11 protein-coding genes are annotated in these 16386 nt (G+C 67.6%); 4 read left to right on the forward strand and 7 right to left on the reverse strand.

What is annotated here, in order from left to right; all coding sequences use genetic code 11:
• Positions 1–139: 139 nt before the first annotated feature.
• A complete protein-coding gene (locus AB0M24_RS23190; protein ID WP_363771287.1) occupies positions 140–883 on the forward strand; it encodes a methyltransferase domain-containing protein in 744 nt (247 codons plus the stop codon).
• Here AB0M24_RS23190 and AB0M24_RS23195 read toward each other — a convergent pair.
• The 3 genes from AB0M24_RS23195 to AB0M24_RS23205 form a co-directional block, all read right to left on the reverse strand.
• A complete protein-coding gene (locus tag AB0M24_RS23195) occupies positions 880–1653 on the reverse strand; it encodes a hypothetical protein (protein WP_363771290.1) in 774 nt (257 codons plus the stop codon). The two genes, AB0M24_RS23190 and AB0M24_RS23195, sit on opposite strands and share 4 nt — an antisense overlap.
• A gap of 68 nt (positions 1654–1721) precedes the next feature.
• The gene (locus AB0M24_RS23200; protein WP_363771293.1) at positions 1722–5900 is read right to left on the reverse strand and encodes a hypothetical protein; all 4179 of its coding nucleotides are present in this window, start codon (positions 5898–5900) and stop codon (positions 1722–1724) included.
• Between the two features lie 49 nt (positions 5901–5949).
• The gene (locus AB0M24_RS23205) at positions 5950–6861 is read right to left on the reverse strand and encodes a hypothetical protein (RefSeq protein ID WP_363771295.1); all 912 of its coding nucleotides are present in this window, start codon (positions 6859–6861) and stop codon (positions 5950–5952) included.
• 421 nt (positions 6862–7282) lie between these two features.
• Here AB0M24_RS23205 and AB0M24_RS23210 point away from each other — a divergent pair, with 421 nt between their 5' ends.
• Positions 7283–9208, forward strand: a complete 1926-nt coding sequence (locus AB0M24_RS23210) for an RICIN domain-containing protein (protein ID WP_363771298.1) — start codon at positions 7283–7285, stop codon at positions 9206–9208.
• 61 nt (positions 9209–9269) lie between these two features.
• Here AB0M24_RS23210 and AB0M24_RS23215 read toward each other — a convergent pair whose 3' ends face one another.
• Complete coding sequence (locus AB0M24_RS23215) at positions 9270–10934, reverse strand: DEAD/DEAH box helicase (protein ID WP_363771301.1); 1665 nt, start codon at positions 10932–10934, stop codon at positions 9270–9272.
• A 48-nt stretch (positions 10935–10982) separates the two neighbouring features.
• Positions 10983–14090, reverse strand: coding sequence for a phosphodiester glycosidase family protein (locus AB0M24_RS23220; protein WP_363771304.1), 3108 nt, complete (start codon positions 14088–14090; stop codon positions 10983–10985).
• Positions 14091–14113: 23 nt separating this feature from the next.
• Here AB0M24_RS23220 and AB0M24_RS23225 point away from each other — a divergent pair, with 23 nt between their 5' ends.
• On the forward strand, positions 14114–14959 hold the full coding sequence (locus tag AB0M24_RS23225; RefSeq protein WP_363771307.1) for a hypothetical protein: 846 nt from the start codon (positions 14114–14116) through the stop codon (positions 14957–14959).
• A gap of 46 nt (positions 14960–15005) precedes the next feature.
• Here the strand turns inward: AB0M24_RS23225 and AB0M24_RS23230 are convergent, their stop codons facing one another.
• Together AB0M24_RS23230 and AB0M24_RS23235 are read right to left on the reverse strand one after the other, a co-directional pair.
• A complete protein-coding gene (locus AB0M24_RS23230) occupies positions 15006–15248 on the reverse strand; it encodes a hypothetical protein (protein ID WP_363771310.1) in 243 nt (80 codons plus the stop codon).
• Positions 15230–15622 (reverse strand): zinc finger protein, encoded by a 393-nt coding sequence (locus AB0M24_RS23235; protein WP_363771313.1) that lies wholly within the window; start codon positions 15620–15622, stop codon positions 15230–15232. The genes AB0M24_RS23230 and AB0M24_RS23235 overlap by 19 nt, the downstream gene beginning before the upstream one ends.
• Here AB0M24_RS23235 and AB0M24_RS23240 point away from each other — a divergent pair.
• On the forward strand, positions 15546–16376 hold the full coding sequence (locus AB0M24_RS23240; RefSeq protein ID WP_363771316.1) for a helix-turn-helix transcriptional regulator: 831 nt from the start codon (positions 15546–15548) through the stop codon (positions 16374–16376). The genes AB0M24_RS23235 and AB0M24_RS23240 overlap by 77 nt on opposite strands.
• Positions 16377–16386 lie beyond the last annotated feature (10 nt).

The following is a 16386-nucleotide window of genomic DNA, read 5'->3' on the forward strand; positions in this document are numbered from 1 at the left end:
TCGTTGTAAACCCCTGCGGCACCTGCCTCGCCGTGCGCGAGCCGGACCAGGGACGCGGCGGCTCAGCGCCCGAGGCAGGTGCCGCGGGCCGCCGATATCCGGTGGCCCGTCCCGCGTCGCTGTGGTGGCATTGCGGATCATGAGGTCGTTCGACGAGCTGGTGGCAGAGGGCAACGCGGTTCCGCTTCCGGGCTGGGACTTCTCCTGGTTCGAAGGCCGTGCCACCGAAGAGCGCCCGCCGTGGGGCTACGCATCGCTGATCGCGTCGAAACTGGCGGCCGTCGAGTCCGCTCTCGACCTGCAGACCGGCGGAGGCGAGGTCACGGCGTCCACGGCTGTCCTGCCGCCGCTGATGGCCGCCACCGAGTCGTGGCCGCCCAACGCCGCCGTGGCACAACGGAACCTGCCGGACGCGTTCGTCGTGCAGGCGCCGGACAACGGACCGCTGCCGTTCCACGACGAGCTGTTCGACCTGGTCATCAGCCGCCACCCGGTCGTGACGCCGTGGCAGGAGGTCGCGCGGGTGCTCAAGCCCGGCGGCACCTACTTCTCGCAGCAGATCGGCGCCGGCACGAACAGCGGGCTTACCGACTTCATGATGGGACCGCAGCCGGTCGGCGACGAGCGCAGCACTTCACGTGCTCGCTCGGAGGCCGAGGCAGCCGGGCTGGAGGTGCTGCGGCTCGAACCGGCTGAGCTGAAGGTGGCGTTCTTCGACGTCGGCGCGGTGGTGCACTTCCTGCGCAAGGTGCTGTGGACGGTGCCGGGGTTCACGGTCGAGGCTTATCGGGACCGGCTCCTGGACATGCACGAGCACATCCAGGAGCACGGCGAGTTCGTCTGCACCTCGACCCGGTTCCTGATCGAGGCGCGCAAGCCCTAGAGCCCGTGCTTCGCACGGAACCGCTTGACCAGGACGTACTCGATCTTCGCGGCGGTGTCAGCGTCCAAGGGCACGGCCCGGTCACCTCGCGGTCCCACCAGATCCGCCGGTTCCCACAGCAGCTCGTCGGTGAGCTGCTCCTCCTTCACCACGTCGCCGTCGTTCCACTGGCGCACCATCGTCAACGGGTCGTCCACGGGGTGGCTCTCGTCGACGATCGCGTAGTACCGGTAGTTGATCACGCGGGTGGCTTCGAGGTAGTTCTTCTCGGCGATTTCCTGGTACCGCGGGACTTCCTCCTCGGTGATGCCCACTGCGTCACCGTCGAGGTGGTCGTAATGCAGGTCGTACATGTAGCTGCTGTTCACCCAGCCGGTGGTGTGTGTCCAGGCCTGCTCCATCGAGTATCCCTGAGGGCTGAGCCAGGTGCGGAGGAGCGCGCGAGGGTTCTCCAGTGGGTTGAGGTTGGTCACGATCACCGAGTAGAAGTACTGGCCGTCCGCTGGTTCGTAACTGCGGACGCGTGCCGGTTGGGTTTCCTCCACGAACCGCAAGGCGGCCTCTTCGGTGATCGGTCGGATCTCACCGTCCAGCTCCGCTCTCAGTACCTGTTGTTCCGTGTTGCTGGGCCGCCACCTGAGGTCTTGGGTGTACTCCTCCTCGTGCACGCGTCCGCTCGCGTCCGTCCACTGGCGACAGACGATGGACGGGGAAGTCAGCGTCGGGTGCGTCGGGGTGAGGAGGGCGAAGTAGCGGTACGTCGTGCTCATGAGTCCTCGTTCGGCGGTGATGAGAGCGGGCCCCGGCCGGGTGACCGGGGCCCGGTTCGGATCCGACACTAGCGTTGTGGGATTCCCGGCGCGCCAACAGGAGTCTTCATCTGGCCGAAGATCTTGTCGGACTGGAGCTGGATCGCGTCCTTCTCCTCCTTGGTCCTGGCTGTGCGCGCCAGCTCGTACAAGCCGTGTTCCGCCTCCTTGGCGGTGTAACTGGCCGGTGTGTGGAGCTGGAGTTCGAACTGGAAACCGTCCTTTGTCTCCAGGGTGATGTTGATGCCCTTGTAGTTTTCACCTTCTTGTGCCATGTTCGTGGCCCACTTGTTCTTCACGACGGTCACCCGGATGTCGGGGTTGGCATCGAGTTTGCGGAGCCCTTCCATCACGCTGAGCGTGTAGGTCTCCTCCGGGAAGACAAGGGTGTAGCGCAGCGAGTCGTTGATCTTGCGCAGCGCTGCCTGAAGCGTTGGCAGTGGGCTGGTGTCGCCCTCCTTCCTTTCCGGGCGCAAGGCCTCGTCAAGCTTGCGCTTGAGCGACTCTTCTCCCTTGCGTGCAGTCGTTTCTCCCCTGCGCTCAGCGCCGGGGATCTCGTTCCTGAGCCGTTCGATCACCGTGGTGACGGGACCTTCGAGTTCCTCCGCCTTCCTGAGCAACTCGTCCGCCTTGCTGTTCTCCTGTGCCGAGAGCTCGATCTCCTTGTGGTTCTCCCGTGCGGTGTAGATGCCGGTATTCGGGTCGGTGCGGCCCTCCCGGTAGGACGGGACACAATCACCGGCCGCCGCTCTGACTGCCGTGCCGCACGGTTTGGGCTGCTCGAACTTGACCCTGGGATTCTCGACCTTGGCGATGCCGCCTTCGATCCGCAGCTTGTCGATCTCCAGGCGGACGATGGAGCCGTCGAGGTGCGTGAGGTCGCCGTCCGGCCGGACTTCGATCCTCTCCACGCGGTAGAGCTGGCCGTCGATCTCCGCGATCGCCCCGTCGATCTTGACGAGGCCGTTCTCCATGCGCGCCTGGAGGTTGAGGACCTCGACCAACGGGTTGGGCAACCTCGTCGGGATGTTGTCGGCGAGCTTGGTCAACAGACTCTCGAGGTGGGCGACGTCCTTCAAGAACTTGCCCGCACCGCGGCCGACTCCCTTGGCGAAGGTGCCGAGGCCCTTGGTGATCGCGGTGCCGCCGCTGCCGATTCCCGCTGTGCTCAGCGTGAGTGTTAGGTCGAACCACGTCATGCCGATGGCTTTGGCGGGGTTGTCGAGCCACTCCTCCAAGTGGATCATCACGTGCGGGTTCTGGAGCGTGTACCAGAGACCCTCGGCGATCTGCCTGCACGAGCTGAGCCCGAAGGTGACGCAGTCCCCGAGGGCGATCAGGCCATCCAGCGCGCCCGTCGCGGACTCGACGATGCCCTCGCCGACGGTCTTCCGGAACTGCTGGAGAGGCGTCTGGCCGTCCCTGATGATCTGGCACGCGTGCTCATCGCCGCCCGCGCACCGCGCGGCCTGCAACAGCGACTCGTTGAGGCCGTCCTTCATGGTGTCCGCGGCGCGGTTGGCGTAGTTCTTGAGCCTGTCCAGACCGTCTCGGCAGAACTTGTTCACCAGGTCGCTCTTGCTCGGGCCTTCGGAGCACACCGCCGCCCACGCCAAGCCGGCCGCGAACTTGTTGTTGAGCTCCTGCCGTTTGCGCTCGGCCTCCTCCCGTGCGATCTGCTCGGCCATGTCCCGGCGCAGACGGAACTCGTGGACGTCCTTGACCCGTTCCGCGACGTGCTCCAGGAACTGCTGAACCTGGTTGTTGGCCTCCTCGGCCAGGTCTGCGATCTGCTCCGTCGCGGAGGCGGCCCGATTCGCGCTCGCGGCCGAGGCGCCGGCCAAGGCCGCGGCGTTGCCCGCGAGCACCGCGTCCTGGCGCGCCGTGTTCGACCACTGTGTGGCCGTGCTTGCCGCGCCGTGGGCCGCTGCAGCCTGCTTCGCGGCGTCGTCCGCCGCGTTGGTGGCGTTCAGCGCGTGCTGTGCCGCTGTTTTCGCTGACTCGGCGGCACGAGCGGCAGCCTCGTAGGCCGGCTTGACGGTGTCGAGCGCGTCGGTGGCCGCCTTCCGGGCGCTGATCGCCGCCTTGTCGGCCTCATCCGCCTTCTCCCTGGCCGACCGGGACTGCTCCTCGCCGACGAGCAGTGCCTGGGAGGTGACCTCGAGCGCCTTGCGCGCGTCGGCGCTGACTCCTGCGAACTGACGCAGGATCGCCTCGGCCACGCGAGCCGAGTCGACGACGATCGACGCCGCCGCGCTCGCCGCGGCAGCGGCCCTGTCCGCGATCACGGACTGGAACACCGACTGGTTGGCCTCACGTACGGCGGCTTCAGCCTCCTGCTGGGTCATCTCGGCCGATGCCCTGGACGCCAGGGCAGCGTTAGTCGCCTCCAACGTGAGCCGGTGTGCCTCATCGGCCGCCCGGCGTGCGGTCACCGCCTCGCCGTTAGCCCGTGCCGCGGCCGCACGCGCGTCGCGTGCCGCGGTCTCCGCCCGCTGCGCCTCTGCTCGTGCCGCCGCCGCAGCGGCCCTCGCCCGCTCGGCCCACGCCGCGGCGGCGTTCGCCTCTGAACGCGCCGTGGTGGCCTGACCCCGGATCTCGCGGGTGACCTCCTCGACGTTCTGGCCCTGCTCGCGTGCCCGTTGCTCGGCCGCTTCCAGCTCGCCCTGGAGCCGGTCAGCGCCGATGAGCCGCATCGAATGCAGCGTCGTGACCATGTCCACTTCGGTCTGGACCTTGCGGACTTTGCCCATTGCCGCGTCGTGCTCCGCGGCGAGCTGCCCTGCCCTGGCGTAGGCCTCGAACGCACCCTTCGCCTTGACCGCGGCGTTCGTCGCCGCACCTTGTGCGTTCACCCTGGCGCCGCGGGCGTTCGCGGCGTGCTGCTGGGCCTGCGCGGCCTTCTGCTGGGCGATCTCCTTCTGCCGCGCGGCACGATCACGCGCCGCCGCTGCGATCTCCTGCTGTTTCTTGGCCGCCTCGGCGAGCTCGGCCGCCCTCAACTCCTGACGCTTGGCCTCGGCGAGGTACTTCTGCGCGTTGCCGGCGTGTTCCTGGGCGTTGCGGTCGGCGTCGAGCGCGCGACTGTCGGCCAGCGTGGCCACTGCCGCCTGCTGCGCTGCCTCTGCGGCGGAGGCCGCAGCAGAGACGGCCGATCCGATCCCGATCGTGACCTTTGCCCAGTCGAGGCCATTGGTCATGCCGCTGTCGACCAGACGCTCTGCCGCGTTGCGTGCGCGTTGCGTCGTGCTCTCGGCCAGCGTCGCGACCCGTTCGGCACGGGCGGCGTACTCGGCCGCTTCGGCACGCGCCGCGTCCAGCTCTTGGTCGCGCCCCCTCTGGCCGTTGGCGCGACCGGCCTTGTCCTCCTGGAAGATCCGGTCTGCCTTGTGGGCGGCCTTGACCGACATCCGCATGGCGAAGAGGACGTCGTCGAGGTGTTTGACCGCGTCGATGTTCGCCCGCATGATCTCGGCTCGCGCGTCTGCGGCTGCGGTGCTGCGTCGAGCGAGCTGGTCGAGCTCCGCGACCGCGCGGTTGCGGTCCTCGAGCGCCTTCTCGATGACCTTCTGGAAGTCGGCGTCGCGCTTGTGAGCCTCGTGATACCCGGTGAGGTAGAACTCTCGAATCCGCGGGTAGTCCTTGCTTTCGAGGATCGCGCCGCCCTCGAGCTGCACCTGCGGTCCGCCGTGCGCCACCATGTCCTTGACACGGGCGATGATCCGGTCCTGCTCGGCCTTGTCGTCCTCGGCCTGCTGCTTGTCCCGCTTGAGGGCGATCTCGTAGCCGAAGGCCACGAAGTCCGCGATCGCGCGGTCGCCGGCGTTCAACGCGGCCTGCGCGCCCGCCTTGACGTTCGGGCCGCCGGTACGGGCCCACTCATCGACCTTCTTGCGGTTCTCCGCGCGTTCGACGCTCTTGCGCTGCTCGGCGCGAGTCTGAGCCTCGGCCAGGCCCACGTCGAGGAACCAGACCAGTCTTTCCTTGGTGCCGACGGTGAGCGCGGCCGCGGCTGCGTCCCGGACCTCGACGTCCTCCGCGTGGTCGCGGATGTCACCGACGAGTTGCTTGTAGAACTCGAGTTCCTCGTCGACCGGTTCGGTCGGCTCGGTGTTGGCGGGAGCTTGCTGGAGCACCGGCTGGGGTGCGGCGAGTGCGTGGGCGTTGCCGCCCAGCAACGCCAGCACCAGCATGATGACGACAGCCATGACTGATCCGCGCCGCGACGAGGCGGCGCTGGGTGAAAGACTCATGTGGTTACTGGTCCCCCCGGTCGCGGGCTGCGTCCGCGCTCTTCTTGGCGTTGACCGCCAGGTCCTGCCAGAACTTCGCCTGGCCGAGCGCCCAAGCCGCCTCTTCCGACCACGAGTTGTTGGACGAGGCGGCACGGTCGAGAATCGCGGCCCAGTCCTGCTCGCTTTGCGCGGCACGGGCATGCTCGGCCACCTGTGCCCAAGCCGCCGCTTGGGCGTCCGCCTTGGCCTTCTCCACGTTCCAGTCCACGGAGGATTTTCCTGCTTCGCGGCTGACCTCGTCCCACCTGGCGATGGCGTCGAGGCGCGCCTTGCGGGCCAGTTCGCCGCTGGACTCCCGTTCGGCCTTCTCCGCGGCCAGGGCAGCGTCGGTCAGCGCGAGGATCCTGCGATGCCAGATCTCGTTCTGCTCCAGCGTCCTGCGGCGGAAGCCCTCGTTGTCGACATCTGCTCCGATGCCCCAGTAGTACTTGAAGAACAGGCCCACACTCGTGTCGTCGCCCGAGAGTGCGCGCTGGGCGGCCGCTCGGACCTGCGTGCCGGGATCGTTAGCGGCCAGGTAGGCCACGTACTCGCGGTCTTCTCCGGCCAGGCGCGCCAGGTGTTCCTGGTGCTGGTTGTCGCTGGCCTCATCCGCAGCCCTGGCGCGCTCGTATCCACTTTGGACGTAGACGTCCTGCGCGTTCGCCGAGCTGACCAGCGCCTGGTCCGAGGTGAACCGCACCGCGCTTCCGCTGGGCGAGTACCGGCTGATCTCCTGGATGTAGCGGCGGTTGTTCGTCTCCCGTTCTGTCGCTCGGTCTCTCGCCTTGGCGATGCCGGTGGCGAAGAACTCGTCGATCGCCTCGTCGCCGCGGTTGCTCAGCAGTGCCTGCAACGCTTCTGCGCGGAGTTCTGCCGACACGAACTCGGACATGGCCGTACGTCTGACTGTGTCACGTCTTGCGGTGGCCAGATCTGCTTGCGTGGCAGTGGTTGTGGCCGTTGTCTCGGCCATCGACGGCGTGGTCGCTGCTGTCATGACCGTTCCGAACACCAGCACGGCGATCAGAAGTGAGCGCAGCAAAGTATTACGCCCCATACATTTCCCCCCGGAAAAAGGCGGCGAGCAGAGTTGCCCACAGGTTTTTAGCACGGCCCCGGCCCGCCACCAATGTGACTCAAGTCACATGCGTTGCGGGTCGTATTGCCGCCGTGGGAAGGTCTGCCACGGCATCCGGCAGGCTGGGGGTCTGGCCACAAAACCGTTGGTGATGCCTTGAGTCCGGGGGGATTCGCAGTTGTCCAGATTCGGTCTGGGCGGCCGCTGCATGCGCGCATTCGCCGCGCTCGCGGTCGTGTCCACGTTAGTTTGCGGTTCGTTCGCCACGGCGGCGCCCGCGTTGGCGAGCGCTCAAGCGGTGCGTGAGTCGACGCCCGACCAGAAGATCGCGGCGGCGAGGGAGATCCCTCTCGCCATCACGCCAACCCAGTACCAGATGACCGACTGCAACTTCACCATGTGGGTATGGGGCCAGACGAGGCAGCCCTCCAACGCAGCGGTGAACGACGCCGCCTACACGGCGCTCATGGCGACGTCCAACCCGGAAGCGTGCTTCCTTTTCATCACCGAAGGCATCTACACGGCGCACCAGGCTGATGTGATGGAGCAGTTGCGGAAGGCGCAACGCGACAAGCAGCGCATCGCCGCGGCTGCCGTTGTCAGCTGGAACAACCTGACCCAGGGCGATCTCGACACGACGATCAAGGAGTTCGTCTTCCGTCTCTGGGAACGCGCTGAGGCGAACAGCGAGGTGAAGAACAAGGCAGCGGCTGTGCTGACCACGACGTCGACCGACGAGCAGCGCATCACCTACATCGTCACCGACATCTTCGCCGCTCGGGAGACCGACAGGCTCCGTCGCATCGAGGAAGACGAGCGCAGGACCCGGGAAGCGCGGGAACGGCAAGAGAACGAGGACAAGCGGGCACACGCCTGGCAGGTCGCGGCTGGGGCGGTGCTGACCCAGGAGCTCAAGCTCATGACGGACCGAGAGTTCGTCTACGCGATCTTCAGCCGCGGAAACGGGAAGTGGGTCAAGGCAAACGCGCGGGCTGCGAGTGACACCGACGACCCCAAGGCGTGGAAGGCGTACATCTTCACCGGTGTGCATGCCGCGCACCAGAAGGATCTCGAAGACCAGAACCACGCGGACGCGATCGAGACTGAGAAGCGGATCAACGAGATTCTCACCGCTGCCGAGCGTGACGGCTACAAGCCGAACCTCGCCAGAGCGGCACGTGTCGCGCTCTCGGGTGATCTCGGCGCACGCCACATGTTCCTCGACGTCGGTCAGCACGAGGCACTCAAGCTGGACCTGATCAAGCCGGAGAACCGCCGAGTGGTCGAGATGCGAGGCGTCGGATCGGACCGCTGCCTGCAGGTCTGGGGTGCGTGGGAGGACGCGCAGAGGGCCGGTCAGCAGCAGGAGCTGTGGGACTGCGTGCGCGGCTACAAGCAGATTTGGGAACTGTTCCAGGTCAGCGAGAACGAGTGGATCATCCGCAACCTGCATTCTGTGTTCTGTCTGGACGTCTCCGGTGACGCCGTAGCGCAAAACTGGTGTGACAGCCCGAGCGCGCGCTGGAGGTTCATCGAGAACGCCGCCGACGGCTCGTTCCAGCTGCAGAACATCGCCACGGGCCGGTACGCCACCGCGAAGGACGGCGGCACCACCAACGCGACGCTGATCGGCCTGGGCAGCAACACCAACGCGGCCGACCAGCGCTGGCGTCTCATCGATCCGACGCACCGCGCGGACGTGGTGGGTGTGAGCTCTGGCATCGTGACGATCAAGGGCGTCGAGTCCGGTCGCTGCCTGCAGATCGTCGGTCCCTGGGACAGGTCGAACGAGGGCGCGAACGCTGACCTGGCAGTGACCGAGCTGTGGGACTGCGGCCTCGACAAGGCGAAGTGGGAGGTCATCCCGCTTGGTCACAACCGGTACTCGCTGAAGAACAAGCAGTCCGGCAAGTGCCTGGACGTCAAGCACGGCCGGTACGTGAACGGGACATCGATCGTCCAGTTCCAGTGCCACTACGAAGGCAGCGAACAGTTCAACTTCACCCAGGCGGTGGACAACACACTTGGGCTGCAGAGCGTGCTGACCGGCCAGTTCGCGGACGCCGTCGGGCACGCCACGCACAACGGCGCGGCGGTCCAGACATGGGACCTCACCGGTCAGAACAACCAGCGATGGACGCTGGTCTACGACGTGGGTTGACCCGCTGACGACAACGGCTCCCTCCCGGTTCGCCGGGAGGGAGCCGTTGTCGTTGCCTCTGTTAGCGCGGCTGGCGCTCGCGGCGGATCGTGATGCGCTTGCCCTTGATCGTCGCGTCCCGCAGCTGCTCGATGACGGAGTTCGCGGCCGGCCCAGGCACCTCGACCAGCGAGAAGCGGTCCGCGATCTCGATCGCGCCGATGTCGCGGCCCTTCAGGTTCGTCTCGCCGGTGATGGCGCCGACGATGTCCTGCGGGCGGATGCCGGACGAGCGGCCCGCGCCCAGGAACAGCCTCGTCATGCCCTCGGACGGGCCACGGCGCTCGCGGCGCGGACCGGCGGGAGCACCGTCGCGGCGAGGACCGCGGTCCTCGCGCGGGCGGACCTCCGGGATCTCCTCCTCGTCCGCGGCGGCACCGGAGGCCTCGTGGGCGAGCTTCACGGCGGCGAGGGCGATGTCCATGACGTCGAACTCGTCGGCGAGGGTTTCGACGACGACGCGGAAGCGGCTGAGGTCGTCCTCCATCAGCGACTCCTGCAGCGAGGAGCGGGTGAGCTCCAGCTGGCGGGCGCGCAGGTCGGCGACCGTCGGGACCTTCTCCATCGGGATCTTGGTCTTGGTGACGCGCTCGATGGTCTTGAGCATCGAGTTCTCGCGCGGCTCGACCAGGGTGATCGCGACGCCCTCACGGCCGGCGCGGCCCACGCGGCCGATGCGGTGCGTGTACGCCTCGGGGGCGGAGGGGACGTTGTAGTTGACGACGTGCGTGAGCTGTTCGATGTCGAGGCCTCGGGCCGCGACGTCGGTGGCCACCAGCAGGTCGGCCGTGCCGCCGCGCAGGCGGGCCATCACGCGGTCGCGCTGCTCCTGGCTGATGCCGCCGTGCAGCGACTCGGCGCGGTAGCCGCGGCCGTTCAGCGTCTCGGTGAGCTGGTCGACCTCGTCACGCGTGCGGCAGAAGACGACGGCGGCGGTCGGCGCCTCGACGTCCAGGACGCGGCCGAGGGCGGCGGGCTTGTGCTCGCGGCGCACCAGGTACGCGGTCTGCCGGACGCGCGGGGCCTCGCCCGGCTCGGTCTTCTCGCGCTCGATCTGGATCAGCACCGGCTCGCGCAGGTGGCTCTTGGCCATGCGGTTGATGCGCGGCGGCATCGTGGCCGAGAACAGCACCGTCTGCCGTTCGGCCGGCGCCTCGGCGAGGATCGCGTCGATGTCCTCCGCGAAGCCCATGTCGAGCATCTCGTCGGCCTCGTCGAGCACGACCATCTGCAGGTCGTTGAGCTGCAGCGTGCCGCGCTGCAGGTGGTCGATCGCGCGGCCCGGGGTCGCGACCACCACGTCGACACCGCGGGACAGCTCGCGCAGCTGACGGCCGATGGGCTGGCCGCCGTAGATCGGCAGGACGCGCGCGCCCATGTGCCGGCCGTAGCGGTGCACCGCCTCGGACACCTGCACCGCGAGCTCACGGGTCGGCGCGAGCACGAGGGCGAGAGGCTTCTCGCCCTTGCCGATCCGGTCGGCGATGCGTTCGAGGAGAGGCAACGCGAACGCCGCCGTCTTGCCCGTGCCCGTGGCGGCCTGCCCGAGCAGGTCGTTGCCCGCGAGCAGCGGCGGGATCGCTTCACTCTGGATCGGCGTCGGCTCCTCGTAGCCCAGCGTGGTGAGCGCGTTGAGGATGTCGGGCCGCAGCCCCAGGTCGGCGAAACCGTTGTCGGCGGTGGTCATGGCGAGTATCTTCCCCCACCGCCCGACATCGCACTCACTCAGACCAGCTCAGGCAGCTTCCGTGAGGCCGACTCGCACTTCGGCGCTGCTGCTGACGCCGTTGACCGTGGCCGAGATCTTCACCTGACCTGGCCTTATCGGCGTGAGCAGTCCGGTACCGGGATCGAGCCACGCCACGTGCCACGGCCTCAGCCCGGACGCGTCGCCCACGTGCAGACCGGGTGACCCTTCCCACACCACGCCCATCGGATACTTCACCGGCAACGTCCGCGAGCCCTGTTTCAGCGTTGCCGCAACCGTTTCCGGCTTGCCGATGCGCACGGTGCCCGGCGCCTGGACCTGGAGTTCGTCCACATGGGGCCGGATCTCGGCCTTCAGTCCTTTCGGAGTGACGCCGACGAGGGTCCAGCCGGTGAAGCCTCCCGCTTCGGCCGGTGCCTTGCCCGAGTTGCCGTTGATCACGTGCGGGACGCCGTCCACTGTGGACGCGAAGAAACCGCCGACGTGCCCGCCGATGAACGTGGTGGGCTTGTCGCGTTCGGACAGCAGCTTCTCGAAGTACCGCGCTTCCAGCCGGTCCGACAGCTGGCTCGTGCGCGCGGGCGTCGGATCGTTCGGTGGGTGGTGCATCATCACGACGGCCTGGCCCTCGGCGGTGCTCAGTGCGGTGCGGAGCATCTCCATCTGGTCGAAGCCGCCGCCTCGCAACGTCCCGGTCGACGAGTCGAGCAGCACGAACCGCGTGCCCTTGTGGTCGAACGTGCGGTGGGTGACGCCGAACTCGCGGCGGAAGTTGTCGATCGTGCCCGGCCCCATGATCTCGTGGTTGCCCGGCACGTAGTACCAGGGGAAGTCGCCGAGCTCCTCTTCCAGAATCCTGCGCGCGAGCTTGAGATCGTCGGGTGAGGCCTCGTCGACCAGGTCGCCGTTGATCACGACGAACTCGGCGCCGGACTTCCTGATCTCCCGCAGCGTGCGTCTCGCGGACCTCACCAGGTCGCTGTCGGGGTTGCGCGCCACGAACTGGGCGTCGGACATGACCGCGAACTTCCAGCCCTGCGCCGGGCCGATGACGTTCTCTCGGAGTTCTGGCGTCGGTGGGAGGGTGACGGTCGGCGGGACCTTGGCGGTGATGTCGTCGACGATGACCTCGCCTTTGTAGGAGCGGTCGGCTTTCGTCTCGATCGTGTAGAACCTGGTGACCTGGATGGGGAACTTCAGCTCGGACGGCACCGGGACTTCCACCTGTCTCCAGCCGTTCCACGTGATGTACGGGCCGTAGAGCGATCTGGACTGGCCGGCCGCGTCCGTCACGGTGAACGCCGTCCACTCGCCTTTGCCGCTGCCCTGGACCCAGGCGCCGAGCGACAGGGGTTGCCCGTCGACCTGGAGTGGCTTCGGCGGTATCGCATAGGCCGTGCGCGTGCCGGTCGACTGCGTGAAGTCGTAGCTCAGCTTCAGTCCCTGTCCGGTGTGGCCGTTGGGTTCCGGCGCGACCGAGCCGGACGCCCTCGCCGAGCCGAAGGTCCACTGTGGAGCGTCGTCGACGCCGGCGATCAGCTGTTCGTTCGCGCCGACCGTGACCGCCAGCTGGGTCTCCTTGCCCTGTGCTCGTGCCTTGATCGTGGTGGCACCGGTCTTGAGAGCTTTGATCTGGAGGTCGGGGGAGATGTCGACGACCGTGCGATCGTAGGTGAGGGCGAGGTCGGCGCGTTCGATCGGCGCGCTGAAGCCCTTCGCGTCGAAACCGTTGATCCGCAACGGTTTCCGCTCGTCCGGCTGCAGGCTGATCCGGGTGGTTTCCGGTGCGAGGCGGGTGAGCTCGCCCAGCACGGTCAGCTCGGTGGTCTTCGTGGTGAGGCCGCGGAACGCCGTGAAGCTCGCCGATCCTCGGTGGGGCGCCGCGTGGAACGTGTCGCCGATCGCCCAGCCGCCCGTGGCGCGCGTGACGTGGTCGCTGTCGGCCGGACCGAACGTCTCGTCGTACCCGCGCACGGTCATGCGCCTGGTCATGCCGGGGAAGACTCGTGCGCTCGTGGTCTGGACGTCGAACCCGACGAGCTTGCCGGTGCCGACCGGCGCGTAGAGGGCGAGGCCGTTGGGGATCGGGCGTTCGCCGCCGTCCGAGGGCGTGTTGACGACCTTGAGCTCGGTGGTGCCGGGTTCGCGGGCGAGCATCGTCGACGAGCCGCCGCCGTCGAGGTTGAGGGCGTTGTACGCGCCGAGCTCGATCATGGCGTCGGCGAGGTCTTTGAGGGTGAGACCGGGAAGGAACGCCTGCCGTCCGTCGACGGTCAGCATGACCATCTTCTTGCCGTCCTGGGAGAAGCCGACCGCGGTGCGCGGGTGCAACGGGTCTGTCGGCGCGACGTTCTTGCCGTCCTCGACCAGCAGCTGGCGCCCGCCGATCGCGGTGTGCGGCCGGCTGCCGTCGCTGGTGCGGCTGTTGTACGTGATGGTGAGCCTGTCGCCGGGCTTGAAGGTCTTGAGCACGTCCGCGCCCTTGTCGCGGCCCACCAGCGCATAGCCTTCGACCGGCTCGGCGCTCGGGCTGCCGATCTTCTGGACGATGTCGTCCTTGACGATCACTTCGGCCGTGTTGGTGGCGCCTTGTGTGGCGCGTGCTCTGCTGTAGGTGCCCCACAACGGGTTGAAGACGCCGATGCCGTCCACGTCGATCTTCGCGCTGTTGAGCTGCGTCAGCTTGTGAGTGCCGTTGAGCGTGCCCTCGAAGAAGGTCTCCATCACGCTGCCCACGCCGGCCGCGTCGATGCCGACAGCTCTGCCGTTGCCGGACTTCCTGAGCGCGCCCTCTTGAATGCCGACGCCTTCGGGTGCGTTGGAGTTGTTGATGTCGAAGAAGTCGCCGTTGATGGCCGCGACCGCGTTCTTGGTCTGGTGAGAGAGGGGCGCGGCCTGCGCGACATGGCCGTTGTCGACGTAGCCGACCTTGGCCTGGCCGAGGTCGACGGCGAGCGCGTCGCCGCGGATCCAGCCGTCGGGGTGGTACCAGTCGAAGGAGCCGAGGGTGACGCCGGGAGCGACAGGTCTCTCGGTCCGCTCGGTCTCGATGCGTCTGCTGATGTCGGCGTGAGCAGGGGAAACGGGCGCAAGGATGGCAGCGGTGATGATCACCGCAAGTGCACGTCTCGTCACGCGCCGGAACCTAGACTGGCCCGGTGAAGAAACGCCTAACGGTCTGCTCCTCGCACCTGATCACGCTGCCCAGGGCGCCCCACGGCCCGGTGCGGGCGGCGATCGCCGACGCCGCCGCCGCGGTGTCCGAGTTCGATCCGGAGCTCGTCGTCTTCTTCGGCACGGACCACCGCCGTGCGTTCCGCGCCGTCGTGCCCACCTTCGCGGTGGTGCTGTCGGCCACGGCTCAGGGCGACGTCGCGGGCCCGTCCGGTTCCTACGACGTCCCCTCCGACCTGGGACGCGCGCTGGTGGCGGACCTGATCGCGCACGACTTCGACATCGCGACCGCTTACACGGCGGCTTTGGACCACGCGTTCGGTCACACGACTCGAGACCTGCTGGGCGAGATCGACGCCAAGCCGGTGCTGCCCGTGTTCATCAACTGCGCCTCACCGCCGCACGCGTCCTTCCGCCGCGCGGCGTCGCTGGGACGCCGCGTCGGCGAGTTCTTCGCGGACAAGCGCGTGCTGTACGTGGGGTCGGGCGGCCTGGCGCACGACCTGCCGGGCTTCCGCGAACCCGAGACGGGCGTGGAGCTGTCGGAGGAAGAGCGCCAGGCGTGGATCAAGTCGGTGAACGAGCGGGCGCGCTCCGAAGGCACGATCCGCGAACTGGTGCGAACGTGGGACGAGGCCTTCCTGTCGGGCGTGGGCGGGACGTCCTGGGAGTGGCTCGACGAGATCGGCGTCGACCTCGTCGAGCGCGGTGGCAACGGTGCGGCGGAATGCCTCACCTGGACGGCGGCGTGGGCCGCCGGTGGGCAGGCCCTGACCGTGCTGGCCCACGAGTTCGACACCAACGGCCGCGCCGTCGTGACGTCCGTTTAGCGGACACAGCGCTCGGAGTGAGGTTCAGGACGCGGTCGGAGCCCCTTCAAGTCGACTCCACCGTGGAGAGCGCGTCGGCCTCGGCCAGGTACAACCGGCCGAGGTCGATCAGAAGCGTCCCCAGCTCCCGATAGTGCTCCGCGCGCTTGAGGTCGGGAATCAGGCCGCACGTGCGCAACATGTTTTGCGCGAGCATCTCCCCGAACTGTGGATAACTCTTCACCACCTCACGCGAGAGGCGCTGAAGAGATATGCGCAGCAAGTCCTCCGTCAGGATTTCCGCGGCCATGGCCTGATCCCCTCACTCTCTCGCCAAACGCCGTCGCAGTCCCAGCACGTCGGCCAGCAGATCTTGTCTCGCCACAGGTCAACGTCTTGCGGTACATAAGGATCGCCGCAGAGCGTCTCGACCAGCTGCCCCCTGGCCGGCTGGTCGACAATGGCGTGCCTGAGTCCCCCGAGGGGTGTCCATCTGAACCTCACGAATATATTGTCATTCTTGGAGGTCCTCCAAGCTAACGCCCTTTCGGGTTGAGTTTTAACTGGGCTCTCTAAGAGGCCCAAGAATGGGTCTACCGTCCTCGCCATGCCTAAAAGATTCTCCACTGCGAGGGGTCGGGAGTTCGGTGACGGGCTGCGCGCCGCCATCGCGAACACCGGCATGACCGCACGCGCTGTCGCCGAGATCGTCGGGTGGCAGGAGGCCAAGATGTCCGACGTGGTCAACGGGAAGGGCGGCGCGACGGAGCTGGAGCTCGCGATGCTGCTCGGCGCGTGCCGGACGCCGCCGGTCGAGCGCGACCACCTGCTGGTGCTGTTCAACGAGGCGAACCTCAAGGGCTGGTGGCAGGAACACGGGGCGTGCACGCCCATTCGCCCACGCACGCTCATCGAGCACGAACGCAGCGCGACGAAGCTGATCAGCTGGCAGGTCTCGCTGGTGCACGCCCTGCTTCAGCTGCCGGCGTACGCGCGGGCGGTCATCGCGGCAGGTGCGAACGTGCCCGACGACGAGGTCGAGGAACGCGTGCAGGCCCGCATCGAGCGGCAAACGGTGCTGGACAGGGGATTGGACTGCCTCTTCTACCTCCACGAGTCGGCGCTGCTGCCACCGATCGGCGGAGAAGAGGCGATGAGGGCGCAGCGGAACCATCTGCTCAAGATGGCCAGGCGGCCGTACGTCGAGCTCCGGATCGTGCCGTTCGCGGCCGGTGCCCACGCGGGGCTCGCGGGGTCGTTCGACCTGCTGACGTTCGAGAGGTACGAGCCGGTCGTGTTCCTGGACAACGAGAACTCGAGCCTGATCGTCGAAGCGCCGTACGCCCTGATGTCGTACGAGCGGGTGCTGGAAGCGCTCGATGAGGTCGCATTGGGTGTGCAAGACTCGAAGGAGCTGATCAAGCGGCTGCTGACATGAGGAGACTCCG

Source organism: Lentzea sp. NPDC051838 (assembly GCF_040681245.1).
GTDB lineage: Bacteria > Actinomycetota > Actinomycetes > Mycobacteriales > Pseudonocardiaceae > Lentzea.